Genomic DNA, 25,181 nt, shown 5'->3' on the forward strand with positions numbered 1-25,181 from the left:
TGAGCTTGATGGCCGAACAACGTCCCGACCCGGACCAGCTACTGGCCCAGATTCGCGAAGAAGAAGCGCAAGCCAAACGCGGTCGGCTGAAGCTTTTTTTCGGTGCCAGCGCCGGTGTCGGTAAAACCTACGCGATGCTGGCAGCCGCCCAAACCGCGAAACTGCAGGACATCCGCGTGCTGATCGGCGTGATCGAGACCCATGGTCGCGCCGAAACCCAGGCGTTGACAGTGGGCCTCGAACAGCTGCCCCTCAAGCAAGTCGTCGACAAGAACCGCACACTGACCGAGTTCGATCTGGACGCCGCGCTGTTGCGCAAACCGCAGCTGATCCTGATCGACGAACTGGCTCATTCCAACATCATCGGCTCCCGGCATCCAAAGCGCTGGCAGGACGTGGAGGAACTGCGTGGCGCCGGTATCGACGTCTGGTCGACCATGAACGTCCAGCACCTGGAAAGCCTGAACGACATTGTCGGTGGCATCACCGGTATTCAGGTCTGGGAAACGGTACCAGACCATGTTTTCGACACGGCCGATGAAGTGGTCATCGTCGACTTGCCACCCGATGACCTGCTGCAGCGTTTGAAGGAAGGCAAGGTCTATCTGGCGCAACAGGCTGAGCGCGCGGTGCAGAATTTCTTTCGCAAGGGCAACCTGATTGCCCTGCGCGAACTGGCGCTGCGCCGGACCGCCGACCGCGTCGACAGCGACATGTTGCAGTACCGCCAAAGCAGTGCGGTCAAACCGGTCTGGGGTACCCGCGACTCACTGCTCGCCTGCGTCGGCCCCCATGAGCAGGCAGAAAAAACCGTACGTTCAACGGCGCGTCTGGCCGCTCAGCTCAATGTGCCCTGGCACGCCGTGTATGTCGAAACCCCTGCCTTGCAACGCCTGCCTGAAACCGAGCGTCGTCGCGTTCTGGCGACCCTGAAACTGGCCCAGGAGATGGGCGCGCAGATTTCAACCCTGGCCGGCCAGGACATCGCCGAAGTACTGGTCAAATACGCTCGGCAGCACAACCTTTCAAAAGTCGTGCTGGGCCGGGACGAACGTCCACGGCATCGACTCTGGCGGCGAGAGCTTGCCGAGCGGATTGGTGCGCTGGGCGCCGATCTTGACGTGATTCAAGTCTCGCTGCCGGCCAACCGACGGCCCCAGGCTAAAACGGCGCCTGCCGCGAGCGAACGCCCGATAGCGTGGCGGCCCTACCTCTGGAGCGTGGTGCTCTGTGCGGCGACGACGCTGCTGGCCATGCCCTTGGTGCACACCCTCGAACTGGCCAACATCGTCATGATCTTCCTGCTGACGGTCGTCGCCGTGGCGGTGCGCTTAGGTCGCGGCCCGGCCGTCCTGGCGGCGTTTGTGTCAGTGGCGGCCTTCGACTTCTTCTTTGTGTCGCCGCGTTTTTCGTTCGCCTTCGCCGACGTCCAATACCTGGTGACCTTCAGCGTCATGCTGGTGGTCGCCCTGGTGATCGGCCAAATGACGGCCGGCCTGACTTACCAGGCGCGGGTGGCGCAACGGCGCGAAGATCGCATGCGGTCGCTGTACGACATGTCTCGCCTGCTGTCCGCCGCGCTGATGACCGAACAGGTCGCGGACATCAGCGCACGATTTTTGTCCGCCGAGTTTGGTGCACGGTCTGCCTTGCTGCTGGCCGATGATCACAACACACTGCTGCCGCCCATGGTCACCGGCGATGCCCCCCAAGTGGACCTCGCCATCGCCCAGTGGTCGTTCAACAAATCCGAACCGGCCGGTTACGGCACCGACACCCTGCCGTCCAGTTCCACGCTCTACCTGCCCTTGTCGGCGCCCATGCGGGTGCGCGGGGTGTTGGCGGTGCAACCGCGAGACACCACCCGGTTGGTGGTACCCGAACAGCGACGCCTGCTCGACACCTGTGCGTCATTGCTGGCCATCTCGCTCGAACGGATTCACTACATCAACGTGGCCCAGGACACGACGGTTCAAATGGAATCCGAGCGGTTGCGCAATTCGCTACTGTCGGCCATCTCCCATGACCTGCGCACGCCACTGTCAGTGATGGTCGGGCTCGCCGAAGCACTCAAACTGACCCGGCCACCGCTCACCGGCGAAGCCGCCGAGATCGCTGTCGCGGTCGGTGAATCCGCGCTGCGCATGAACACGCTGGTCAACAACTTGCTGGACATGGCGCGTCTGGAGTCCGGCAAAGTGGTGTTGAATCGTCAGTGGCAACCCATCGAAGACGTGGTGGGCAGCGCCCTGCGAGCGATCCAGCCGATTCTGGGCAAGCGGTCGGTGCAGGTCGCTATAGACGATGATTTGCCACTCGTTCAAATCGACGCCGTGCTGATCGAACGCGTCCTCATCAACCTGATTGAAAACGCCATCAAGTACACGCCGCAAGACACCACCATCAGCCTCGGCGCCAGCGCCACGCCTGAGAACATCGAGTTGTGGGTCGCCGACGAAGGGCCAGGCTTGCCCCACGGTCACGAAGAGGCGATCTTCAGCAAATTCATGCGTGGCAAGAAGGAAAGCTCGATTCCTGGGGTCGGACTGGGCCTGGCCATCTGCCGGGCCATTGCCCAGGCGCATGGCGGGACCATTGTCGGTGCCACACGGTCAGTGGGTGGGGCTTGCTTCACGTTACGTCTGCCCCGTGAAGCCCCTCCGATCATCGACCCCTTTGCGCAACAAGCTGACGAGGAACCCTCATGACCGAATCAGTGCCGCACGTTCTGATCATTGAAGACGAGAAGGAAATACGCCGCTTCGTGCGAATGGCCCTGCAAGCTGAAGGCCTGGAAGTTCATGAAGCCGATACCTTTCACCGGGGCCTCATCGACGCAGGAACCCGTCGCCCCGATCTGATCGTGCTCGATCTGGGACTGCCTGACGGCGACGGTATTGATCTGATCCGGGACGTACGGAGCTGGTCGCCGGTGCCCATTATTGTGTTGTCTGCCCGGGGCGCCGAGTCCGACAAAATCCTCGCACTGGACACCGGCGCTGACGACTATCTGGTAAAACCCTTCGGCACAGGGGAACTGCTCGCCCGTGTGCGCGCGCTGCTCCGCAGGCAGGCGAAGGAGGCCGAAAACACCTCAGTCCTGACCTTCGGCGACGTACGAATCGATATAGAACGGCGTGTCGTGGAACGCTCCGGTGCGCCTTTGCATTTGACCCCCCTGGAATACCGCTTGCTGGTTCACCTTTGCTCGCACCCCAATCGGGTCCTCACGCACTTGCAGCTACTCAAGGCGGTATGGGGTCCCTCGCACACCACCGATACCCCTTACCTTCGTGTCTTCATGGGAGGTTTGCGCAAAAAAGTCGAAGTCGACCCTTCCCAGCCGCGGCATCTGGTGACCGAAACGGGTGTGGGTTACCGCTTTATTCCTTGAACGTTCGATTATTGAACACCCCCGCGATCCGTGTAGGAGCTGCCGCAGGCTGCGATCTTTTGATTTTGTTTTTTAAGAACAGGATCAAAAGATCGCAGCCTGCGGCAGCTCCTACAACAACGTATGCGTTGTTGCCTGAAGTTGCTCCATCGCCTCCATTTTCTTGCCCAGGACGTGATGCGTGCGCAACAGAAAATGCGACAACGCCGGGATCAGTATCAAGGCGCCCAACATGTTCCACAAAAACATGAAGGTCAGCAGGAGGCCCATGTCGGCCTGGAACTTGATCGGTGACCAGACCCAGCACACCACGCCGGCCGCCAGGGTAATGCCCACCAGTCCCACGACGCGGCCGGTGAACGACACGGCCTTGCGGTAGGCTTGCGCCAACGACAAACCCTGACGCTGGTACTGCAGTTGAACGCTGAGCAAATACAGCGCGTAGTCCACACCGATGCCGACCCCCAGGGCGATGACCGGCAACGTTGCCACCTTCACGCCGATGCCCATGGCCACCATCAAGGCTTCACAGAGAATCGAGGTCAGCACCAGCGGTAGCAACGCCACCAGGGTGGCGCGCCAGCTGCGGAAGGTAATCAGGCAGAACAACGTCACCGCCGCATACACGTAGAGCAGCATGGTGTGATTGGCCTCGCGCACCACGATGTTGGTCGCCGCTTCGATACCGGCGCTGCCGGCGGCCAGTAGAAACTGGCGATCCTCGGTGCTGTTGTCCTTGGCAAATTTGTCGGCGATGGCCACCACCGCATCCAGGGTCTCGGCCTTGTGGTCCTTGAGGAAGGCGATCACCGGCATCAGCGAACAATCGGTGTTGAACAACTCAGGGGAGTTGACCGAGGCTTGCTGCGCGGCATAGTTCAGCACGTTCTGATTGCGCTGGATGCTGTTGAGCTTGGGATTTCCCTCATAGGTGCCGGCGGTGATCTGGCGCACAGCATTGACCAGCGATGCCGTGGCTTGAACCCCGGGATACTGCTGAAGCTCCCAGGCGAGGCGATCGGCAAGGATCAACGTCTGGTAATTCAGGCAGCCCTCCGCCGGGGTCTTGATCATCACCGCGAACAGGTCGCTGGACAGCGCGTAGTGGCTGGTGATGTAGGCGTTGTCACGGTTGTAGCGCGAGTCAGCGCGCAACTCCGGGGCGCCGCTGTCGAGGTCACCGATTTTCAGGTGCAGGCTGACCGCAAAGCCACCGATCCCCAGCAACGCTGCCACCAGTACGGCGCCGGTGGCCCACCTCGGTGTCGTGAAGCGATCAAGCCGGTCCCACAGTTTGCCGAAGCCGCTATGCGCCGCCGCCCGCGTGTCTATTTTCAAGGCACGCTCGGCGGCCTTGCGCCCGACGCCGATGTAAGACAGCGCCACCGGCATCAGCAACAGCGAGGTGAAGATCAGCACGGCCACACCGATGCTGGCGGTGATCGCCAGGTCCTGAATCACCGGGATATCAATCAACATCAGGACGGCAAAGCCCACCGCGTCGGCCAGCAACGCGGTGACACCGGCAATGAACAAGCGACGGAAGGTGTAGCGTGCGGCCACCTGTTTATGGGTGCCACGGGCGATGTCCTGCATGATGCCGTTCATCTTCTGCGCTGCATGAGACACGCCAATGGCAAAGATCAGGAACGGCACCAGGATCGAATACGGATCGATGGCATAACCCAGCCAGGCGACGATGCCCAGCTGCCAGACCACCGCGATCAGCGAACAGCCGACCACCAGCAACGTGCTGCGCACACAACGGGTGTAGAGGTAGATGATGACCAGCGAGGTGACCACCGCCAGGCCGAAGAACATCATCACCTGGATCAGACCGTCGATCAGGTCACCCATCAGCTTGGCGAAGCCGATCACCCTGACCTTGTACTTGCCCGTGCCCTCCACCCCGGCCTTGTGTGGGGTGCCGCTGGCGAACTCGATCTTGTCGCGCAGTTTTTCTTCGAGCATCCGCGAAAACTGATGGTAGTTGAGGCTCTGGCCAGTGGCCGATGTTTTGTCCAGCAGCGGCACGACCAGCATGCTCGATTTGAAGTCGCTGGCCACCAGACTGCCAACGATGCCGGCGCGGGTAATGTTCTGCCGCAGCTGTTCGATGTCCGAGGGCGAACCCTGATAACTGTCGGGCATCACCGGGCCGCCCTGAAAACCTTCTTCAGTCACTTCGGTCCAGCGTACGGCCGGCGTCCACAGCGACTTCATCCAGGCGCGATCAACCCCTTCGGTGAGGAACAGTTCGTCGTTGACCTGTTTGAGCACATTCAGGTAGTCGGGGTCGAAGATGTCGCCCTGGGTGTTTTCCACCACTACCCGCACCGAGTTGCCCAAGCCGCGCAGCGACGCGCGGTTTTCCAGGAAATTCTTAATGTACGGCTGACTTTGCGGGATCATTTTTTCGAAGCTGGGGCGCAACTCCAGACGGGTCGCCGCCATAAAACCCAGCACCAGGGTGGCCAGCGTCATGAGCACGATGAACAGCGGACGGTAGTTAAACACCAGCCGTTCCAGCAGGTTGCCGGAGCGCCGATCAAAGTCATGCAGATCGCGGATCACCGGCATGTTGTCTTGCTTGGTAATGGCCATGTCTGAATACTCGCTTTTATTGTTCTGGCTCTTATTCTTTGAGAAGCGCACGTGCACCGCGACTGCCCACCACGACCAGCGAACCATCGGTGGCCAGGGCAGCACCGGCCACGGGTGACGGGTTCTGTTGCGGCATCAGTTGCAACCGGGCGTTGTGGGTCTGATCGACCAGCATGTGCCCCGCCTGGGTGAACAGCCGATAGTGACCTTGGGCATCAATCGCGGCGGCGGTGACACTGACTTGCAACCCGGTATCGAACGGCGTCCAGCTCAACCCGCCATCGGTACTGCGCAACACATTACCGCGCAGGCCGTAGACGACGACTTCGCCCGGCTTGCCGACGACACCAAAAAAGCTGCCCTGATACGGTGTGTTCAGGGCGGCGAATCGCTGGTGCGCGTCGTCCCATTTCAGCACCAGGCCTTGCTCACCGACGATGTACACCGCATCGCCGGTCGACGCGATAGCGTTCAAGTGGAAGTTCTGCGGGTTGTCGGTTCGGTCCTGAAACGGCGTCCAGCTCTGGCCGCCGTCCTCGGTGCGCAGGATCAGGTTGAACACGCCAACCACGTAACCGAGCTTGTCGTCGGCGAACCAGACGTCGAGCAAGGGTTTGTCGGCGCCCTCCTCGACCAGCCGCTGACCTTCAGCGACCAGCAGCGGCCACTGTTCATTGGTCGGCTCGGCATCGGCCAGCGCCCCATAATGCTTGACCAGCAACGCACCGATTTCTCGGCCGTCCAACTGTTTTTTCCAGGTCACGCCGGCGTCGCTGCTGTGCAAAATCACGCCGTCGTTGCCGACCGCCCAGCCTTGTTCGGGGGAAGGAAAGTACACGGCATTCAGGTCGCTGCTGACCGGCACATTGGCCTGCTGCCATTGCTGGCCGGCATCATCGGAATAAAGAATGTGGCCGCGCTGCCCGACCGCGACCAGACGCTTCCCGGCATTCGCGACGTCAAGCAAAGGACTGCGCACGGCCAATGCACTGGGCTTGGCGGGCAGGTCCAGAACATCAACGTACCCGGAGGCTTGTGCAATCATCTGCCACAGCGCCAACAGCATCGCCAACATCAGCGGCGCAAGCGTTTTGAATGAACACATAGTGCGTCCTCTTCCAAAGCTGGAGCCGGCGCTTTACCGCGACCGGCCCAGACTCTTGTTGTGCGTTACTTAGCGAACGCCATTACCGGCCAGCGCATCCGGCGACCACTGCGACTTGGCGAGCGGCGCGATGTATTTGATGCCGCCGTAGGCGCCCGACAAACCGTTGATGTTGTAGGCCCCGCCAATCAGGTCATAGATCACGTGCGGCGTGGTATTGGGTGTCGTCGCATCGTAGCTTTGCGAAAGGAAGCTGAATGAACCACGGTACAGTTGGCCGCGCGCATCGTACTGGTCGGATGCCAGAGCAACCCAGCTGTCCTCATCCAGGTAGAAGCGACGTTTGGCATAGACGTGACGGGCACCGGCCTTGAGCGTGCCTTCCACCACCCACACCCGATGTTTCTCCCAGCGCACGAATTGCGGCGCCAGGTGGTTCGGTGTGGTCAAGGCTTTCGGATCCTTGATGTAGCTCAGCGCATAGGTGTTGTACGGCACGATCATTTCCTGCTTGCCGACCAGTTTCCAGTCATAGCGGTCGAGCGCACCGTTGAAGACATAGACGTCGTCATAGGTGCCGGCGCCGGCGGTGCCCGGGTTTGGCGTGTCGTAGGCCAGGGTCGGTGCCAGTTTCACGCGGCGCTGCCCAGGCAAGTACTGCCAGGCACGGCGCTCCTGCACCAGCGGATTGGCCGCGTCCTTGAGCATGATCGCTTCACCCGCACGGCGCGCGGGGCCGGTGTAGAACAAGCGGGTCTGGAAGTAGGTGTCTTTGCCATCGATGACCTTGGTCGGGTCTTCGAAAATCGGGAACGAGTTGGTGATCTCGCCGCTGGTGGCCAGGATCTGCGCGCCCGAGGAGTCGACGTTCCAGGAATCATATTTGGTGGAATAGGCAACACCCTGATAACGCAGCAGGTGATTCCACATAGCCTCGGCACCGGACTGCGGGATCGGGAAAGGGACACCAGGCAATACGTTCTCGATGGCGTTGCCACCTTCCAGCGACTTGGCGCCAGTCGCGTTTTTCAAGGTGTTATCCAGCACACTTTTAGGCAACGCCACGCTGCGGTGGGTCGGGTAGACGTCAACGCGGAAACTCGGAAAACGCTTGGCCAACTCGACGGTGACGGCAGTCAACTGATCCTTGTACTGAGCGACATTCTTGCCATCGATCACCAGCAGCGGCTTCTCGTTGGCGTAAGGGTCGGGACGCAGGGTGTCGCCTGTTTTAAAACCCGCCGGCGCAGTAGTCAGTCCGCCGGTGTAGGCCGGAATGGAGCCATCGGCATTCCCGGCTTTTTCGGCGCCGACCGTGGTCAGGCTGCTCCCCAGTTTAGCGGCATCCGCGGCGGGTACGGCGGCCTGGACGAGGCCGGCGAAGGCCAGCGCAACGGAGGCAGTCAACAGATTGTGCAAGTGGTTCATTTTGTCGTTCTCCTGATTGTTTTTAAGCAATCGCGAATCAGAAAGTTGTCTTGAAGGTGGCAGTGACCATGCCGCGATCCTTGAGTTGGGCCGGGGTCCCGCCGAATGCGGTGGTTTGACCGGGTACGCAGTTGTACTGACCGTTGGCACCCGGTGCGGCGCCGTCTCCTTGACTGCCAGCGCTGCCTGGCGAACTGCAGGTGTCGAATGGACCGAAGTTGTCCACGTATTTCAGGTCGAAACGGTACTGGTTGTGCACGTCCATGCCGACACCGACCGAATAGCTGCCGGAGTTCTCGTTACCGCCCAACTGCACGGCGGAGTTGCCATTGAGGCCGACGTTGTAGGTCATCGGCAGGTACATATCGATGCCTGGGAAGACCTGGAACCAGGTCGGGGTGAAGTTGACACCAATAATGTAGTTGTCTTTGGTGACCTTGTCGGTGCCGTGGTACCAGTCCTCACCCTTGAACAGTTGCTCGTTGTCGGTCACCTTCAGCCAGCGGCTGTAAGCGAGTTCAACCAGCAAGTTCGAGCTGTCCCACACCGGCGTGTCGCCAAAGGTGGTCAGGCCGTTGAGCACTGCGTGTACGGTGTTACCGCGAGCCACAGCGTTTTCGCCGTTGAAGCTGCCGATGAACCCTGGCAAACCGGCGGCTGCCGCCGCCGGGCTGACAGTGGCCGCCACACTGGCGAGGGGCATGTTTTCGCGGTAGTTCAGATCGAAACCGACGCTGACGTCGCCGACGTTTTTCGACAGGCTGATGCCATAGATATCGATGTCATCGACGTAGAACTGGTTGTAGCTGCCGATGTTGCCCGAGATCAGTTGAGCAGGACCGACGGCGGTCGGTTGCAGCACGAGGTTGGGCAGGATGTCGGAGGTTTTGCGGTAGTACAAACCGAGCGTGCCGTCCAGCCATTCCGGGCTCCACTTGGCCATCAAACCGAAGTCACCGTGCTTGTCCGGGGTGAACGTATGGCCATTGCTCAGGCGCAGGAACTGATTGGCACCGAGCGGTCCGGGGGTACCAAAACGCGGGTTCAAACCACCGATCAGCGACAAGTTGTGCCCGCCGTTCTCGATGCCGTCGTTGAAGCCCAGATACGTACCGGACTCCGGCAGGCGCGAAGCGTCCCAGTCGAGGAAGTATTGCGCACCGAGGGTCAACTCCGGGTTCACCGTGAAGTTGACAGACAGTTGATTACGCGGGATGAACAATTCCTTGGCTTCGGTGCCTGGCACCGCCAATGCCTTGGAAATATCCAGGGCGGACTGGCCATAACTGTTGCCGTGGGCAAAGGCCAGGACGCTTTCGCCCCAGTACTGCGTGTGCTTGCCGAGCTTGGCGCTGAGGATCGAATCCTCGCCGACTTCGGTGCTGCCGAACACGAAGGCATCGAGAATCTCGGACGACGGCCCGTTGTAGTAACGATCGGCGTAACCGCTGATATGGTGTGAGTCCGGGTGACCACTGTTGATCTGGTTGGTCGCCGCGTTGTCGCTGCCGACATCGTCGTAGGCATGGTCGTACCAACTGTTGGCGCTAACGCGAAAACCTGCCTGCTTCTTGTAGGTCACGTCCAGTTCGGAAAGCACATCCAGACGCTCGGAGACTGGGCTGCCCGAGGAGAAGTTGCGGTTGCCGTCATTGTTGTTCCATGAATTGGCCAACTTGCTGTTGGGGGTTTCGACCCGCTGGGCATAGTTGAACTTGAACGTGTTGTCGAAACGCACGGCCCAGTCTTCACTTCCGGTGTCCAGTTCGAAGGCGTGAGCCGCCGGCCACGCCGCGACCAACAGCGCCGAGGCCAGCAGCGTTGGCTCCCAGACACTCACACCCGATTTTTTATTTATACGCATACGTTGGCTCCGATTTTTTTTTGTTGTTGTTTTTGTGTTTATGAAAAACATCTGGCCACCCAATCCGGGCGCAACAGTGCTCACCGCTCTTATCCCCATCAGGGGAGGGTTCGATTCATTTAAAGTGACCCATCAATACCGCCGGAGTCAGCACACCCCACGGCATTGAACGACCTGACTCAACTACCGAGTCGTATCAACAGCAACACCAGTCCCAGCAAGAACACGGTTTCACCAACCATCAAGAGAATGGGCTTGAGCCCCACCGTGGCCAGCTCCTTCAACTGGATTTTCATCCCCAGCGCACTGATGGCGATGACCAGGCACCAACTCGACATTTGGTTACCCAGACTCTGCACCGCTGAAGGCAGCCAACCGAAACTGGTCACCGCCGCCAAGGCAATGAAGGCCACGGCAAACCAGGGCAACAACGGTGGCCGCTCACCTGTCCCCTGCCCGCCCTGAGAACGGGTGATCAAAACAGCACTGACGATGACCGGCAGCAGCATGGCGATGCGCATCAGTTTCACCACCGTGGCCGTATCGCCGATGTCATGCGACATGCTGTAGCCGGCACCCACCACCTGAGCAACGTCATGGATGGTGGCGCCGAGAAATACCCCGGCTTGCAGCGGGTCCAGGCCGAGCGCTCGGGCAATCACCGGATACAGAATCATCGCCAGGGTCGACAGCGCGGACACGCCAATGACCGTGAACAGCGTCGCGCGCTCCTTGGCATGATGGGCGGGCAACGCCGCCGCCAACGCCAGTGCCGCGGATGCCCCACAGATCGCGGTGGCGCCACCGGACAACAGACCGAACAACGCATTGAAGCCCAGAGCGCGCGCCGCCAGCATGGACACCAAAATGGTGACCACCACCGACACGACCACGATCAGCACCGGATGCCAACCAAGCGCCACGATCTGCTCCAGGGAGATGCGCAGGCCTAGCAAGGCAACCCCCACACGCAGCACTTCACGAGCACTGAAATCGATACCCGGCTTGCTCGGCCCCGCCGCCAGAAAATTCATGGCCATACCAAGCAAGAGTGCCAACAGCATCACCGGCGCCTGGTATTGATCGGCCAGAAAACGTGCCGCAATGGCGACCACAATGCTGGCCAGAATACCCGGAAGGTACTGGCTGACAACGGACTGAAACTGAATCACGGCGGATCTGGACATAACTAAACCTTGATCCCCATGGCCGGCAGTGCACACGCGCTTTCACGCTTGACACGAGCCGCCACTACGAAGAAGAACCCACCCAATGCCAACGCAAGAATGTCGCTGACCAACAACACATGGGTCAGCGGCGAGGCCACTCCGGCAGCCGCCAATGCATCGCTGATCCAGCCCACGACAAACGTGCCGAGTGCCACCGAAAAGAGGTTCAGCAGGAGCATCGAACAGCCCATGACCGTCGAACGCATGTGCACGGGGACGGCTCCCTGAATCGCAGTGGTCGCGGAACCGTAAAGCGACATCAACATGAAAATGCCGACAGCCATCCCCACGTAGAACAGTGGTGAATCGGTGGGTACCAGGCGGTAGGCAATCATGAACGGCGCGCTCAGTAGCATGAGCAACACCAGCACACTGGCGTGGCCGCCTTTGAATCGAGGGGCCAGACGGTCGCTCAAAATGCCGCCAGCCAACGCGCCCAATGAGCCGAAAACGATCTGCATGGCGCCCATAGTCATGGCGATATGGGCCGCGTCTAGCCCTCTCTCCCGCACAATCCAGAGCTGCGCGAACGAAATGCCCGGATAGACCAGGTGCGCCAGCACAAACCCGGCAACGGTGTAACGCACGACACGGTTGCTGCGCAGTTCACCGAATACCGCGGCCAACTGAGTCTTGAGGGGTGCACCGCGCTCCTGCACCGTATCGCTGCTGCGCTTATCGCTCATCAACATCAACGGCAGGCCGATGACCACACCGCAAACACCCAGCACATAAAACGTCGTGCGCCAGCCATGCGCGGCACCGAGCGTGCCCGCCAGCAAAAAGCTGCAGCCAATGCCCAATGGAATACCGAGGTAGAACAACCCCACCGCCGTGCCCCTGCGCTTCTCGGAGAACAACTCCATCAACAGCGCCGTGGCAGCGGGCACCAACGCCGCTTCACCGGTGGCCACCAGAAAGCGCGCTGCTACCATTTGTTCGAAGTTCTGGACAAAGCCGGAGGCCACCGTACAGACACTCCAGACAAGCATGCCTGCACCGATCACCCGTGGCCGACTGTGACGATCCGCCAGCGCACCGAGAAACACCGCCATCACGCCATAGCTCAGCACCCAGACCGCACCGACCAGAAAGCCATACTGCGCGTTATTGATCGCCAGCTCGCCGGTGATTTGCGGTGCGAAGCCCAGCAGAATATTTCGGTCCACCTGGGCCAGCAGGTGAATCACCATCAGCGTTGCCAAAACGGCGCAAGGACTCTTTTTCCAGAACATCGTCTGTACCTTTGAGTTGTTGTTATGAAGGTAAGGCCGGATGCCGCTCGTCCTGCCAGGACTAGCGCATGGTCCGCCGCTTCGGCCCAAGGGAAAGTGCAGTGATGCGATAGGCATCACCCACCCAGTTGCACAGCAGCGGGCGCGTACTGTCCGGCTCGATGATGTCAATGACGCCAAAGCGCTCGGCCGTACGCAGCGGTGAAGCCAACGCCTGGTAATGAGCTTCCAGCTCTTTGCGCCGCGCCAGCGGATCCTCGGCCGCGGCGATTTCCTGCTTGTAAGCGGCCGCGACGCCACCCTCGATAGGGATCGAGCCCCATTGCGCCGAAGGCCAGGCAAACCGGTGCGGCAGTGCCGTGCCCGTCGGACCATGCCAGGGACTGACCATCGCACCGGCAAGCCCGACACAGCGGCGCAGCACGATGGTGATGACCGGCACGCTCGCTTGCTCGATCGCATGCACCGCCTGCATCGCAGCACTCAGGGTGCCCTGCATTTCTGCTTCTTGCCCGGTCATGACACCCGGCTGGTCCACAAGGAAGATGATCGGCAGATGAAAGGTGTCGCACAGGTCGATGAAGCGGGTCTGTTTGAGCGCCGCCGCACGGGTCAGCGCACCGCCGCCGACGCGCGGGTTGTTGCAGATAATCCCGACCGAATAGCCGTTCAGACGGGCAAACGCAGTGATGGTCGACGCGCCGAAATCCGGAGACATCTCGAACAGACTGTCTTTGTCGACCAGCGACTTGAGGATCTTGTGCGGGTTGAAAATCTTGCGCCGGTCATGGGGAATCGCGTCGTTGAGCCAGGCATCGCGACGGCCGGGAGCGTCCGTCACTGTTGCCCGTGGCGGCTGCTCCCAGACATTGCCCGGCAGATACGACAAGAAACGCTTGGCCAGATCCAAGGCCTCGGTGTCGCTGTTGGCAGCCAGATTGATCATGCCGCTGTGACGATGCACCTGGTCGTAACCGCCGAGGTCATTCTTGTCGATATCGATACCAAATGCCTGCTTCACCACCGGCGGGCCCGCCGCAAACACCTGGCTCTGGCCACGCACCATGATCGCAAGGTGCGAGGCGGCAACCCGCAACGCACCAAGACCTGCGCAGGCACCGTGGGCAATGCCGACAACCGGCACGGCACCCAACAGAGGGGTGATCGGCAACAGGGCGTAACCCGGAATCTTGGTATGACCGAGCTTGTCGAGCAGCTTCACGCTGCCGCCAGCGCTGTCGATCATGCGAATGATCGGCAGCTTGTACTCCCACGCATAACGATCGGCATAGATCCACTTTTCCGCGACCGCCGCTTCCGACGAACCGCCTCGAATGGTGAAATCATCCGCCGCCACCACGGTACGCCGCTGTTCGATCGTGCCCACGCCCACGACTGCCGTGCTCGGTGTGGCCGAGGAAATTTTGCCTTCCGCTGTGTATTTCACGGCGCCGGCCAAGATGCCGAACTCTTCAAAGCTTGCGCTTTCCAGCAGATGGCCAATTCGCTCACGCGCCGTGAGTTTGCCTTGGGCATGATGTTTTTCCACCGCTTCCGGGCCACCCAATGCATAGGCAACTTCGCGGCGCGCACGGATGTCGGCAAGCTCCAGCGACCATTCAGGGGCAACAGGCGTGCTCATGATTAATTCCTCTCAAGGCGCGCGAGATAGCCATCGCGCAGAATGTTTTTTACGACCTTGCCGGCGTTGTTGCGCGGCAGCGCGTCGACGAACTCGATGAGGCGCGGCTTTTTGTAGCCCGCGATCAGTGCAGTGCAATGGTTGCCAAGCGCTTCGCTGTCGACGGTGGCGCCTTCGCGTGTGACGACAAAGGCTGCAATACGCTCGCCCCACTCCGTATCGGGCAAACCCAGAACCGCTACTTCGACGACTTGCGGATGGCTTTCCAGCGCATCCTCAACTTCACGCGCGTAGACGTTGAAGCCACCGGAAATGATCATGTCCTTGTTGCGCCCGACGATATAAAGAAAGCCCTGCGCATCGAGGTAGCCAAGGTCGCCCGAGTAGTACCAGCCATCGCGAATCGCTTCGGCTTCCAGGTCGGGACGGCGCCAGAACGCCACTTCACCGATACCGTCGGTGGCGATGGCGATCTCGCCAATTTCACCCGCCGCCAGCTCTTGACCGTTGGCATCGCGCACGGTGATCTGCACATTCGCGGTCGGTTTGCCGCAGGAGCGCAGCACATCGTCTTCAGCGTGTTCGTGCGGATACAGCACCGCCAGCGGCTGTACCGCCTCGGTCATTCCATACTGCTGGCGCATCACCGGACCGAACCGCGCAATGGCTCTGCGGATCAGGTCAACGGAGGTCGGCGCTGTCCCGTAATGAATGCACTTGAGCGACGTTAGATCGGCCTCGACGCCGCTGTCGAGTGTGTCAAGCAAACGCGTGAGCATGGTCGGCACGCACATCATTTGGGTAATGCGATGGCGCTCGATTTGTATCAGCGTTTCCAGTGGCTCGAATTTCTCAAGAATCACATTGCGCGCACCCCGCAGGTAGCAGGGCAGCAAATGGACGCCCGCGGCATGGGTCAAAGGACCGACATGCAACATCGCATCCTCCACGCCCAGGCTGTATTCCATGGCGTAGAAATGGTTGGTCAGGCGTTCGTACCAACGCTTGACCGTGTAGGTCACGCCCTTGGGTTTTCCGGTCGTGCCCGAGGTATAGGCGATACGCAACAACGCATCCGCGCAGACCTGAACATTCGGCGCATGTGCCGGCATTGAAGCGAGCACTTCGCGGTAATCCACTACCTGCGGAGCCTGCCAATCAAGCCCAATGACATGGCGCAAGCTTGCGACACGATCACGAACACCTTCGCCAATCTCGCGGAACTCCGGCCCCGCCACCAGCAGGCTTGCGCCAGCGTCGTCGAGGATCGCGATCTGCTCGGCCAGCGTATGTCGTGCATTCAGCGCCACGTAAACCAACCCTGCCTTCTCGACAGCAAAAACGCTCTCGATCGCCTCGGGCGAGTTGTTGAGTAACACAGCGACGCGCTCACCGACCTGCAACCCCAGAGCAACCAGGGCGTGGGCCAGACGGTTGCTGCCCGTCTCGACGTCGTCATAGGTCAGGCAGTCGTCCCCGAAAATCAGGGCGGTGCGGCCTCGGTGTTGTCGGGCGGCCCAACTCAGCATTAATCCTGCGGTACGTTTTTTTGTCATGATCTTTTTTGTCTTATTGTCGACAATTTGACACAGCACTTGGGAGTGTTGTGCCCCCGTGTGGTTTATTCCAAATGATTCAATGCGGCTTGATGGGAGGCCTTGATCAGTTCAACCATCAGTTGTCCGGCGACCGCGCTGTTGTTTTGTCTGAGTGCTTCGACCAGGTCGCGCCAATAAATGACGGATGCCTGGCGGCGCTCTGGGGAACGCAACCCCAACCGGGTGTAGCGTGCGGTCTGAATACCCAGCGCACCCATCAGTTCTGCCAGCTGCTTGTTACCGCATGCCTGGAACAACAGCGTGCTCAGGCGATAACTGCCTTGCGCGTATTCATCCAGCGCATCCGATTGCGCAGCGATCAGCTCGAGCCGGGTAACGATGGCATCCATTTGATTCACGGCAGACGCATCAAGGTCAGCCACATATTTGGCCACCAACCCGGCCAACACGGCGCGGATTTCGAACAGATTGTCGATCTCCTGCCGGCTCAATGAAGTCACATGCGCGCCACGCTGCGGCACGATGGTCACGACGCCTACTTTCTCGAGAATACGCAGGGCCTCGCGAATCGGACCACGGCTGACCTGAAAGTGGTCGGCCAGTTCCTGCTCACGCACGGAATCACCCGGCCCGTATTCACCTCGTAGAATCGCAAGCGTAATGCTCTCGGCAATCTGCTCCGGCATCGTCAACACGCGCTGGCGACCAGCCCGCATGATACCTATTGCATTACCGCCCTTGGCGGCCGACGCCGAACCTGCATTCATTGACATAGACTTCAATCGCACTCCATAAGCAAAACATCCTGGCCATCTTTCACGACTTCGCCCTCGGCAACGAGAACACTGACCACTCGACCCGATTCCGCGGCCATCAAGGGAATTTCCATTTTCATGGACTCCATGATGATCAGCGTCTGATCTTCTTCAACGACATCGCCTTCGCGGACATGGATCTGCCACACCGTCCCAGCGACATCCGATTTAACCGCGATTGTACTCATTCTCGCCCCCTCCAAAACACTACTGTTTTCCGAAATCGCCGGGCCCTTGGCTGCCACACGCTACGCTTTTTCTATCAAGTGCTGCGTGAACGCCCTGGGTGATGATCAGTAAACTACATGATTGTCTGATTGTTGACAATCCTACGTTTGGATGTTTTTATCGGTCAAGGCAATTCGAACAACAAGAGGCCCTAAGGCATGTCGCTCACACATAAAGAAGCACGAAGAATCCTGGAGATACTGGATCACACGACGCATCTGGACTTCCTTGAAGTCCGCATCGGTGACACCACATTGACGGCCAGCAAGTCGGGCACGATTCAGCGCTCGCTGGAGCCTGCACACAGCAGCGCTTCGCCCGCAAAACCCGCACCGGCAACGCCGTCCGTGCTGGTCACAAGCGAACCGGAAGTCGCCGAAGGCCTGGTGGCCGTGCGAGCGACCATGATGGGCACCTTCTATCGCAAACCCAGTCCCGACCAACCTTCCTTTGTTGAGGAAAACGCCATGGTGGAGGCCGGTGCGCCCCTGTGCCTGGTCGAGGCCATGAAACTCTTCAACACCCTCGCGTCCCCGGTGAACGGCCGCGTCGTGCGCATCGTCGCCCAAGACCTGCAGATGGTGCAGCGGGACCAACTCTTGATGATTATCGAACCGGAGACTCGCTGATGAGCAGCATTCCCGTGGCAACCCGCGACATTCGTCGTGTATTGATCGCCAACCGTGGCGAAATCGCCGTACGTATCGTGCGCGCCTGCAAAACCCTGGGCATCGAATCGGTCGCGGCCGTTTCCGAAGCCGACCGCGACAGCCTCGCCGCCCGTCTGGCCGACCAATACGTCGTCATTGGCCCACCGCCGGCTGCGCAAAGCTATCTGTGCGCCGATCTGCTGGTGCGCACGGCACTGGAACACCGCTGCGACGCCATCCATCCGGGTTATGGCTTCCTTTCCGAACGCTCGCATTTCGCTCAAGCCTGCGAAGACGCCGGCATTGTCTTCATCGGGCCATCGGCCGAGATCATTGATTCGATGGGCGACAAAATCACCGCCGTCGGTCTGGCGGAAAACGCCGAAGTACCCCGAGTACCGGGCTCGGATGCCGTGGCCGATGCCGACACCGCTCGCACCATCGCCAGCGAGATCGGCTATCCCGTGCTGTTCAAGGCCACCGCCGGCGGTGGCGGACGCGGCATGCGCATCGTGCGCAGCGACGAAGAAGCCGAGGCGGCTTTCCGTTCGGCCTCGTCGGAAGCGCAAGCAGCCTTTGGCGATCCGACCTTGTACGTCGAGAAATTCATCGAACTGGCGCGCCATATCGAAATCCAGATCATGGGCGACCGCCATGGCAATGTGGTGCATCTGGGCGAGCGGGAGTGCTCGACCCAACGCCGTCACCAGAAACTGATCGAGGAAGCGCCCTCCCCCAGCCTTGCGCCGCACACCCGGGAGCAAATGGGCGAGTGCGCCGTACGTCTGGCGAAAAATGTTGGCTACTTCGGCGCGGGTACGATCGAATTCGTGGTCGATGACCGTGATGGCAAATTCTATTTTCTGGAAATGAATACCCGCATCCAGGTCGAACACCCGGTGACGGAAATGATCACTGGCTTCGACCTGGTTGCCGAGCAGATTCGCATCGCCGCAGGCCTGCCGCTGTCGTTCAGCCAGTCAGACGTCAATCTGGTCGGCCATGCAATTGAGTGTCGAATCAACGCCGAAGACCCGGACCGCAACTTCCTGCCGAGCCCGGGTCAGGTGAGCGAGTGGCAGCCACCCAAAGGTAAAGGCGTGCGGGTCGATACCCATTGCTACAGCGGCGCCACCGTTCCGCCGTTTTATGACTCCCTGCTGGCCAAACTGATCGTGCATGCGCCGACGCGCAGCGAGGCCATCGTGCTGATGCGCAAGGCGCTGGAGGACATGAAAGTCGTGGGACTGTCGACCACCGCCAGTTTCCATCATGCCGTGCTCGACCACCCGGACTTCGTCGCGGGGCTCGTCACCACTCGCTGGGTTGAAGATGTCTTCGTACCGGCCCGCAAACAGGCTTTGAAACAAGCCAAGGAGCGCGCATGAGCACGACAACACTGGTCGACGTCAGCCTGACCGACGGTCAGACCACAGTCTGGAGCGGTGCCGCCAGCACCGCGATGCTGCAGAGGACGATGATCTCGCTTGGGCACGCGCGACTTGCCGCGATCGAAGTGTTGAGCCCCGCCGTGGTCGCGCAATGCATCAGCCGTGATGAGAACCCGCTGCAACGCGTCGCCGCGTTGCGCGAGCGCGCCAATGGCACACCCTTGCGCGCAACCGTGAACCTACGGCCTGCCCATGGCTATCTCGACATGCTCGCTGGCGAAGCGCTGGATACCTGGCTGCGACTGCTTGCGAAATCCGGCGTCAGCGAGGTCGTCTTGATAGACCCGCTGCTGGACCTTTCACGTATGGGGGACGCAGTACAGAAGACGCAGGCCAATGGCCTGACAGCCATCGCCGCGCTGCCCTATATAGACGATTACGAGCATTCCAATGCCTGGTATGCGGCCTGTGCCGCACAGCTGGCCCGAACAGGTGCACAGCGCATCATGCTGCGTGACGAAGCTGGCCTGCTGCATGTCGACCGCCTACCCGACTTACTCTCGGCCCTGCGCAGCGGTGCAGATGGCAGACCTCTGGATCTGCACACACGCTGCCATACCGGCCTCGGCCCGCAGGTCGCACTAGAAGCGATTCGACTCGGCGTCGACCGCCTCGATGCTGCGCTGCCCGGTGTCGCCAACGGCGCATCGGTGCCTTCGTTGCCGTTGCTGATCCGCTCTGCGGCGTTGCTGGAACTGCCTCTGCAATCACCGGATCAGGACCGTCTCAAAGAAGCCCAGGCTCAGCTCGCTGCCGTGGCGGATCAGGAAGGATTTGCCGACAGCCTGCCCTGGGCTTTCGACCTGGCCCCTTACGAACACCAATTGCCGGGCGAAATCGCTGCCCAAGCCATGCAAGCATTGCGCGAACGCGGGCGCCTGGCTGATGTGTTCGAGTTTTCCCGCGAATGCACGCGCATCCGCCAGGAGCTCGGCCATCCGCCGATGCTGCAACCTTTCGCACAAGCGATCGCTCAACAGGCACTTGAACATCTCGATGCCCGCCCACGCTTCGCGACGTTGCAGCCTGCACTGCGCCGCTGGCTACAAGGCTGTTACGGCCCGGTCAACACGTCCCTGATCAGCCTGCAACAACGCATCGGCGCGGTCGCGAACCCTTGCCGTCCGGTCAACGTGCCCGCCACTGAAGAAGCGCTGGCGGCATTGGTCTGCGGCTGCCCTGCACTGCCGCCGCTGCAGAAACTTCACTATGACGTTCGCACACCTGAGCAAGCCCTGACACACGGGCTGCTGCAACGCTGGCCCGACTACACCGTATTGAGTGTCACAGGCCCTGGCCTGTCCATCCATCTCGAACACAGCAAGGGGTGACATGTGCTGAATCAACTACGCGAAAAAGTGAACGCGGAATTCGTTCGTACCGGCAAACGTCGGCGTATCCAGCTGGTCGATGCCACCCTGCGTGACGCGCACCAGTGCCTGTGGGCCACCCGTATGCGCACCGAGCACATGCTGCCAATGGCCGAGCGCCTGGATGCCCTGGGTTTTGATGTTATAGAAGGCATTGCGTTGGTGCAGTTCGACGCCAGCGTGCTGTTCCTCAACCAAAGTCCGTTGGAACGGCTACGTTTGTTGTCCGAGCGTATCCGCCACACGCCGCTGCGCGGCATCGTGCGTAGCAATATGCTACGCAGCTTCTACCCCGAGCCCGACGATTTGAGTGAGCTGTACGTCGAACGTCTGGTCGCCAACGGTGCGCGCGATATCGGCTTTCTCGACTCCCTGCACTGCTGGGATAACCTGGTGCCTGCGATCACCACCGCCAAGCGACTCGGCGCGACAACGACCCTCGCCATGATTTACAACCTGGCCCCCGGCTACGACGCGGCGTTCTATGCCGCAAAGGCGCGCGAGGCCATCCAGCGCTTCGATATCGACGCCTTTACCTTCGGTGACGCCGGCGGCAGCATGACGGTGGAGCAGGTGCGCAGCATTGTGCCGGCGATCAAGGCTGTGATCGGTGATCGACCGCTAGAAATAATCACCCATTGCCTGAACGCGACCGGTTCGCTGGTTGCAATCGAAGCCGCGGTAAACGGCGCCGACCGTCTGCTATGCTCGATCGATCCGTTGGCCAACGGCAATGCCGGGCCATCGGCACAGATGTTGGCGCGCAACCTGCGCGAGATTGGCTTCGAGGTCAGTTTCGATGACCGTGCGGCAGACGAAATCGGTGACTACCTTGCCGGGGTTGCCGAAGAGAACGGCTTCCCCGTCGGAGTCCCGGCGGAGTACGACCCGGCTCACTTTGTCACCCAGTACGCCGGCGGCGCCATGTCCAATCTGCAATCGCAGCTTCAGCTGGCGGGAATCGCCGACAAGCTGCCGGTCGTGCTCGAAGAGATCGGCCGCGTCCGCGTGGAATTGGGCTCGCCTGTGATGGCAACCCCCTTCCCCGCCATGATCGCCGCACAGGCGGTGATGAACGTGCTGAGCGGCGAGCGTTACAAGGTGGTGCCGGACGAAGTGAAAAAGTACGTCTGCGGCTATTTCGGTGCACTGCCGCTGCCGGTCGATCCAGACGTCAAGGATCGCGTACTCGCCAACGGCTCCCGCGAGGTTGCTGCAACGCCACCGGTGCTGGCGCCAAGGGTTCCTGAGCTGCGTCGTCGCTATCCCGGCTTGTCGGATGACGAACTGCTGCTGCGCGCCATGTACGGCGACGAAAAAATCACCGGGCTAGAACCGACCGTGGTCGACGACACCTTCAGTGTGCGCCGTCCGCTGCACGAACTGATCGCCGGTCTGGCCAAGCTCCCGGAGCAACGCAGTGTGCATATCGCCATGGCCGGTTTCGAACTGCGTACTCGCTGAGGCTGCCATGTCGACTCCCCTCTCTGCACGGCCATTGCCGCAACCCACCGCCGAAACGGCCGCCTATTGGGCAGCCGCGCAGGAACACCGACTGGTGATCCAGCGTTGCGGTAGTTGCGGGAACTGCCAGTTTTACCCACGAGCGTTCTGCATCAGCTGCCTGTCCGACAGCATTGAATGGATCAATGCCAGCGGTCATGGGCGCATCAACACCTACACGGTCTGCCGGATCGCGCCCTCGCCGGCCTTCGAGGCTCGGCTGCCCTATGTGGTTGCGCTGATCGACCTCGATGAAGGCGTGCGTCTGCTCGCCAACATCCTGGATGCCGACCTTGAGCGCGTCACCATCGGCGCCCGCGTCAGCGTCTGTTTCGAGTCCGTCAGCGAATCCTGCACGCTGCCTCAGTTCACTCTTTTGGATTAGCCGTCACCATGGAAATGATTACCGACCACTTCGATGCCGGCGCCAATCGCCACCCGGATAACGTCTGCCTGCAAGGCACAGGGTTTAGCCTCACCTACGCCGAGGTTCAGGCCGACTCCCATGCCATCGGCCATGCCCTGACGCTGCTGGACCTGAGTTCAGCCCATGTAGGCGTACTGGCGCCCAATCACCCGTTGAGCTTCGTCGCCATGCTGGGCGCCTTGCGCGCAGGAGCCACCTTCGTCCCCCTGAATGCCCGTGATTCGATCGACAGCCTGATCTGGTTCATGAGCTTCACCCGGTTGTCCGTGCTGGTGCTGCACTCGCAGTACTTCGAGCATGCCGAGCGCATCCGCGCAGGCGTGCCGACACTGAAAACCGTGATCGGTCTGGACGAACCAATCGACGGCCTGAGCATCGCCGATTGGTGCCGCGAACACGCCGGCCAGCACTGCACCGTGCGCCAGACCCTCGACGACACCGCCCTGATCAAGTCCTCGGGGGGCACGACCGGACGGCCGAAGGCGATCATGCAGAGCCATCGTGCCCTGTTGGCCTGCTACCGCATCAGCAACCAGTTCATGCCACCGGCAAAGAGTCCCGCGCATCTGGTCGTGGCACCGCTGACCCATGCTGCGGGTGCAACCGCCATGGCGCTGTCGAGTTTCGGCACGCGTAACGTGATCGCCCCCTCCGCCGATCCGGGCGCCGTCCTCGAAACCATCGAACGGGAACGCATCACTCACCTGTTCCTGCCACCGACGCTGATCTACCGACTGCTGTCGCATCCGGATGCCAGGACGCGCGACTGCTCGTCACTGGAATACGTGATCTACGGCGCCGCGCCGATGTCCGTGGACAAACTGCGTGAAGGCATCGCGTTGTGGGGACCGGTGTTCGTTCAGGCCTATGGCCAATCCGAAGTACCGGGCGTCATCACGATACTGACCCGCGAAGATCACATGCGTGACGGTAAGCATTTGGGTTCCGCCGGCCGTCCCACCGGTGCCTGCGAAGTGGTGCTGATGGATGAGGAAGGACGGATCGTCGAGTCCGGCGAGCGCGGCGAGATCGTCGTCCGCGGTGAGTTGGTAGCCCCGGGTTACTACGACAACCCGCAAGCCAATGCCGAGGCACGCCGGTTCGGCTGGCACCACACCGGTGACATCGGCGTGTTCGACGAAGGGGGTTATCTGTACATCGTCGATCGCACCAAGGACATGATCATCTCCGGCGGTTTCAACATCTACCCGAGCGAGATCGAGCAGGTGATCTGGGCACATCCAGCCGTCATGGATTGCGCCGTGGTCGGCATTCCCGATGCCGACTGGGGCGAGAAAGTCATCGCCGTCATCGAACTCAAGGCGGGCGCCAGCGCCACCGCCGAAGAATTCATCGCGACCTGCCGCGAAAAACTCGGCAGCTTGAAGACGCCTAAACAGGTGCTGTTCTGGGAAAGCCTGCCGCGCAGCCCGGTCGGCAAGGTGTTGAAGAAAGACGTGCGGGCGCAGCTCATCGCGCAGGAGCCTCAACCATGACGCTCGACGCTTCCCGTCTGGCCGGCCGCTACGCCATTGTCGGTGTCGGCGAGGCCGGTCTCGGCAAGGCGCAGCCGGGTGACACTGCGCTGTCGCTGCAATGCCGATCGGCTCGCGATGCCTTGCTCGATGCCGGGCTCACGCTGGCCGATGTCGATGGGGTATTCGCCCATTGGGACGACCGCGCCAATGCGCTGCTGGTCAGTGAGTATCTGGGCATCACGCCGCGCTATGTCGACAGCACGGTGGTGGGCGGCGGCTCGCCGCTCACTCACCTGATCCACGCCATGGCGGCGATCGATGCTGGCTTGTGCTCCGTCGCGCTGGTCACCTATGGCAGCACCCAGCGCCTGGATCACAGCCGCAGCCGTGGCGGCGTGGTCACCGACCCGCGCTCCCCTTCGGGGCAATTCGTGGCGCCGTACGGTGTGCTCAGCCCGATCAGTTGGTACGCGATGCTCGCTCAGCAGTATTTGCATCGCTATCAGGCGAACGTCGAGGACCTCGGCGAAGTGGCGATCAATGCGCGGCGCTGGGCGCAATTGAATCCACAGGCCACGCTGCGTAAACCGCTGACGATGGAAGAGTATCTGGCTTCGCCGCTGATCTCGGACCCGTTGCGCAAGGCCGATATTTGCCTGGTCAGCGACGGTGCTGGTGCGTTGATCCTGACCAAAACCGAACACGCCCGCACGTTGGCCAAGCCACCCGTCTTCATCCGCGGCTTCGCTGATACCTATCGACATCACATGACACCACTGAGCTCTACCGACTGGCTCGACCCTGGCGTTATCGCCGGCTGCACCGAGCGCGCGCTGCACATGTCCGGCATCACGCGCGACGAATTGAGCATGGTGCAGATCTATGACGCCTTCACCATCAACGTGCTGGTCGCGCTCGAAGCCATGGGTTTCTGCGCGCCAGGTCAGGCGGGCGCGTTCCTGCGCAGTGGCATCGCTGCGCCAGGCGGCGCACTACCGGTGAATACGTCGGGCGGTGGACTGGCCTTCAACCACTCCGGTCAATTCGGCATGCAATTGATGATCGAATCCGTGCGCCAGCTGCGTGGCGAATGCGCCGAGCGCCAGGTCGCCAATGCCAGCAGTTGTCTGGTCCAGGCCAGCGGGCTGTTGATGTCGGCCTTCATGTCTCTGGTGTTGGCGAATGGACCCGGAGATTGA

At 60.9% G+C, this 25,181-nt stretch carries 19 protein-coding genes; 9 read left to right on the plus strand and 10 right to left on the minus strand.

Annotation, left to right across the window (positions count from 1 at the left end; all coding sequences use genetic code 11):
* The first annotated feature begins 8 nt into the window (after nt 1-8).
* Nucleotides 9-2,708: a two-component system sensor histidine kinase KdpD gene (gene kdpD, locus JFU37_RS18790; protein ID WP_201117268.1), complete on the plus strand. Its 2,700-nt coding sequence runs from the start codon at nt 9-11 to the stop codon at nt 2,706-2,708.
* The gene (locus JFU37_RS18795) at nt 2,705-3,394 is read left to right on the plus strand and encodes a response regulator (protein WP_201117269.1); all 690 of its coding nucleotides are present in this window, start codon (nt 2,705-2,707) and stop codon (nt 3,392-3,394) included. Before kdpD ends, JFU37_RS18795 begins: the two co-directional genes overlap by 4 nt.
* A gap of 111 nt (nt 3,395-3,505) precedes the next feature.
* Here JFU37_RS18795 and JFU37_RS18800 read toward each other — a convergent pair whose 3' ends face one another.
* The 10 genes from JFU37_RS18800 to JFU37_RS18845 form a co-directional block, all read right to left on the minus strand.
* A complete protein-coding gene (locus JFU37_RS18800; RefSeq protein ID WP_201117270.1) occupies nt 3,506-5,998 on the minus strand; it encodes an efflux RND transporter permease subunit in 2,493 nt (830 codons plus the stop codon).
* Nucleotides 5,999-6,029: 31 nt separating this feature from the next.
* Nucleotides 6,030-7,103, minus strand: coding sequence for a WD40/YVTN/BNR-like repeat-containing protein (locus JFU37_RS18805; RefSeq protein WP_201117271.1), 1,074 nt, complete (start codon nt 7,101-7,103; stop codon nt 6,030-6,032).
* Between the two features lie 69 nt (nt 7,104-7,172).
* Nucleotides 7,173-8,531 carry a DUF1329 domain-containing protein gene (locus JFU37_RS18810; RefSeq protein WP_201117277.1) on the minus strand — a complete coding sequence of 453 codons (1,359 nt, stop codon included), beginning with the start codon at nt 8,529-8,531 and terminating at the stop codon, nt 7,173-7,175.
* Between the two features lie 37 nt (nt 8,532-8,568).
* A complete protein-coding gene (locus JFU37_RS18815) occupies nt 8,569-10,395 on the minus strand; it encodes a DUF1302 domain-containing protein (RefSeq protein ID WP_201117279.1) in 1,827 nt (608 codons plus the stop codon).
* A 179-nt stretch (nt 10,396-10,574) separates the two neighbouring features.
* A complete protein-coding gene (locus JFU37_RS18820) occupies nt 10,575-11,582 on the minus strand; it encodes a YeiH family protein (protein ID WP_201117281.1) in 1,008 nt (335 codons plus the stop codon).
* Nucleotides 11,583-11,584: 2 nt separating this feature from the next.
* Nucleotides 11,585-12,859, minus strand: coding sequence for an MFS transporter (locus JFU37_RS18825; protein ID WP_201117283.1), 1,275 nt, complete (start codon nt 12,857-12,859; stop codon nt 11,585-11,587).
* A 61-nt stretch (nt 12,860-12,920) separates the two neighbouring features.
* Nucleotides 12,921-14,501, minus strand: a complete 1,581-nt coding sequence (locus JFU37_RS18830) for an acyl-CoA carboxylase subunit beta (RefSeq protein ID WP_201117285.1) — start codon at nt 14,499-14,501, stop codon at nt 12,921-12,923.
* 2 nt (nt 14,502-14,503) lie between these two features.
* Nucleotides 14,504-16,057 (minus strand): class I adenylate-forming enzyme family protein, encoded by a 1,554-nt coding sequence (locus JFU37_RS18835; protein WP_201117288.1) that lies wholly within the window; start codon nt 16,055-16,057, stop codon nt 14,504-14,506.
* Between the two features lie 65 nt (nt 16,058-16,122).
* Nucleotides 16,123-16,833: a GntR family transcriptional regulator gene (locus tag JFU37_RS18840; protein WP_201117290.1), complete on the minus strand. Its 711-nt coding sequence runs from the start codon at nt 16,831-16,833 to the stop codon at nt 16,123-16,125.
* A 5-nt stretch (nt 16,834-16,838) separates the two neighbouring features.
* Nucleotides 16,839-17,063, minus strand: coding sequence for an acetyl-CoA carboxylase biotin carboxyl carrier protein subunit (locus tag JFU37_RS18845; RefSeq protein WP_201117292.1), 225 nt, complete (start codon nt 17,061-17,063; stop codon nt 16,839-16,841).
* A gap of 198 nt (nt 17,064-17,261) precedes the next feature.
* On the opposite strand from JFU37_RS18845, the gene JFU37_RS18850 reads away from it, so the two are divergent.
* The 7 genes from JFU37_RS18850 to JFU37_RS18880 are packed head-to-tail and all read left to right on the plus strand — an operon-like array spanning nt 17,262 to nt 25,181.
* Nucleotides 17,262-17,732: an acetyl-CoA carboxylase biotin carboxyl carrier protein gene (locus tag JFU37_RS18850; protein WP_201117294.1), complete on the plus strand. Its 471-nt coding sequence runs from the start codon at nt 17,262-17,264 to the stop codon at nt 17,730-17,732.
* Nucleotides 17,732-19,141: an acetyl-CoA carboxylase biotin carboxylase subunit gene (gene accC, locus JFU37_RS18855; protein ID WP_201117295.1), complete on the plus strand. Its 1,410-nt coding sequence runs from the start codon at nt 17,732-17,734 to the stop codon at nt 19,139-19,141. Before JFU37_RS18850 ends, accC begins: the two co-directional genes overlap by 1 nt.
* Nucleotides 19,138-20,535 (plus strand): hypothetical protein, encoded by a 1,398-nt coding sequence (locus JFU37_RS18860; RefSeq protein ID WP_201117297.1) that lies wholly within the window; start codon nt 19,138-19,140, stop codon nt 20,533-20,535. Before accC ends, JFU37_RS18860 begins: the two co-directional genes overlap by 4 nt.
* Before the next feature lie 3 nt (nt 20,536-20,538).
* Nucleotides 20,539-22,038 carry a hypothetical protein gene (locus JFU37_RS18865; protein WP_201117299.1) on the plus strand — a complete coding sequence of 500 codons (1,500 nt, stop codon included), beginning with the start codon at nt 20,539-20,541 and terminating at the stop codon, nt 22,036-22,038.
* Between the two features lie 7 nt (nt 22,039-22,045).
* On the plus strand, nt 22,046-22,462 hold the full coding sequence (locus tag JFU37_RS18870) for a Zn-ribbon domain-containing OB-fold protein (RefSeq protein ID WP_201117300.1): 417 nt from the start codon (nt 22,046-22,048) through the stop codon (nt 22,460-22,462).
* A gap of 8 nt (nt 22,463-22,470) precedes the next feature.
* A complete protein-coding gene (locus JFU37_RS18875) occupies nt 22,471-24,000 on the plus strand; it encodes an AMP-binding protein (RefSeq protein ID WP_201117303.1) in 1,530 nt (509 codons plus the stop codon).
* Nucleotides 23,997-25,181, plus strand: a complete 1,185-nt coding sequence (locus JFU37_RS18880) for a thiolase C-terminal domain-containing protein (protein WP_201117305.1) — start codon at nt 23,997-23,999, stop codon at nt 25,179-25,181. Before JFU37_RS18875 ends, JFU37_RS18880 begins: the two co-directional genes overlap by 4 nt.

Source organism: Pseudomonas sp. TH41 (assembly GCF_016650695.1).
GTDB lineage: Bacteria > Pseudomonadota > Gammaproteobacteria > Pseudomonadales > Pseudomonadaceae > Aquipseudomonas.

Excerpts from the sequence above, each read along its gene's own strand:
- JFU37_RS18805 (WP_201117271.1), bottom strand. The coding sequence starts at position 7,103 with ATGTGTTCATTCAAAACGCTTGCGCCGCTGATGTTGGCGATGCTGTTG.
- accC (WP_201117295.1), top strand. The coding sequence starts at position 17,732 with ATGAGCAGCATTCCCGTGGCAACCCGCGACATTCGTCGTGTATTGATC.
- JFU37_RS18800 (WP_201117270.1), bottom strand. The coding sequence starts at position 5,998 with ATGGCCATTACCAAGCAAGACAACATGCCGGTGATCCGCGATCTGCAT.
- JFU37_RS18795 (WP_201117269.1), top strand. The coding sequence starts at position 2,705 with ATGACCGAATCAGTGCCGCACGTTCTGATCATTGAAGACGAGAAGGAA.
- JFU37_RS18830 (WP_201117285.1), bottom strand. The coding sequence starts at position 14,501 with ATGAGCACGCCTGTTGCCCCTGAATGGTCGCTGGAGCTTGCCGACATC.
- JFU37_RS18880 (WP_201117305.1), top strand. The coding sequence starts at position 23,997 with ATGACGCTCGACGCTTCCCGTCTGGCCGGCCGCTACGCCATTGTCGGT.
- JFU37_RS18840 (WP_201117290.1), bottom strand. The coding sequence starts at position 16,833 with ATGTCAATGAATGCAGGTTCGGCGTCGGCCGCCAAGGGCGGTAATGCA.
- JFU37_RS18815 (WP_201117279.1), bottom strand. The coding sequence starts at position 10,395 with ATGCGTATAAATAAAAAATCGGGTGTGAGTGTCTGGGAGCCAACGCTG.
- JFU37_RS18870 (WP_201117300.1), top strand. The coding sequence starts at position 22,046 with ATGTCGACTCCCCTCTCTGCACGGCCATTGCCGCAACCCACCGCCGAA.
- kdpD (WP_201117268.1), top strand. The coding sequence starts at position 9 with ATGGCCGAACAACGTCCCGACCCGGACCAGCTACTGGCCCAGATTCGC.
- JFU37_RS18825 (WP_201117283.1), bottom strand. The coding sequence starts at position 12,859 with ATGTTCTGGAAAAAGAGTCCTTGCGCCGTTTTGGCAACGCTGATGGTG.
- JFU37_RS18860 (WP_201117297.1), top strand. The coding sequence starts at position 19,138 with ATGAGCACGACAACACTGGTCGACGTCAGCCTGACCGACGGTCAGACC.
- JFU37_RS18835 (WP_201117288.1), bottom strand. The coding sequence starts at position 16,057 with ATGACAAAAAAACGTACCGCAGGATTAATGCTGAGTTGGGCCGCCCGA.
- JFU37_RS18850 (WP_201117294.1), top strand. The coding sequence starts at position 17,262 with ATGTCGCTCACACATAAAGAAGCACGAAGAATCCTGGAGATACTGGAT.
- JFU37_RS18875 (WP_201117303.1), top strand. The coding sequence starts at position 22,471 with ATGGAAATGATTACCGACCACTTCGATGCCGGCGCCAATCGCCACCCG.
- JFU37_RS18810 (WP_201117277.1), bottom strand. The coding sequence starts at position 8,531 with ATGAACCACTTGCACAATCTGTTGACTGCCTCCGTTGCGCTGGCCTTC.
- JFU37_RS18845 (WP_201117292.1), bottom strand. The coding sequence starts at position 17,063 with ATGAGTACAATCGCGGTTAAATCGGATGTCGCTGGGACGGTGTGGCAG.
- JFU37_RS18820 (WP_201117281.1), bottom strand. The coding sequence starts at position 11,582 with ATGTCCAGATCCGCCGTGATTCAGTTTCAGTCCGTTGTCAGCCAGTAC.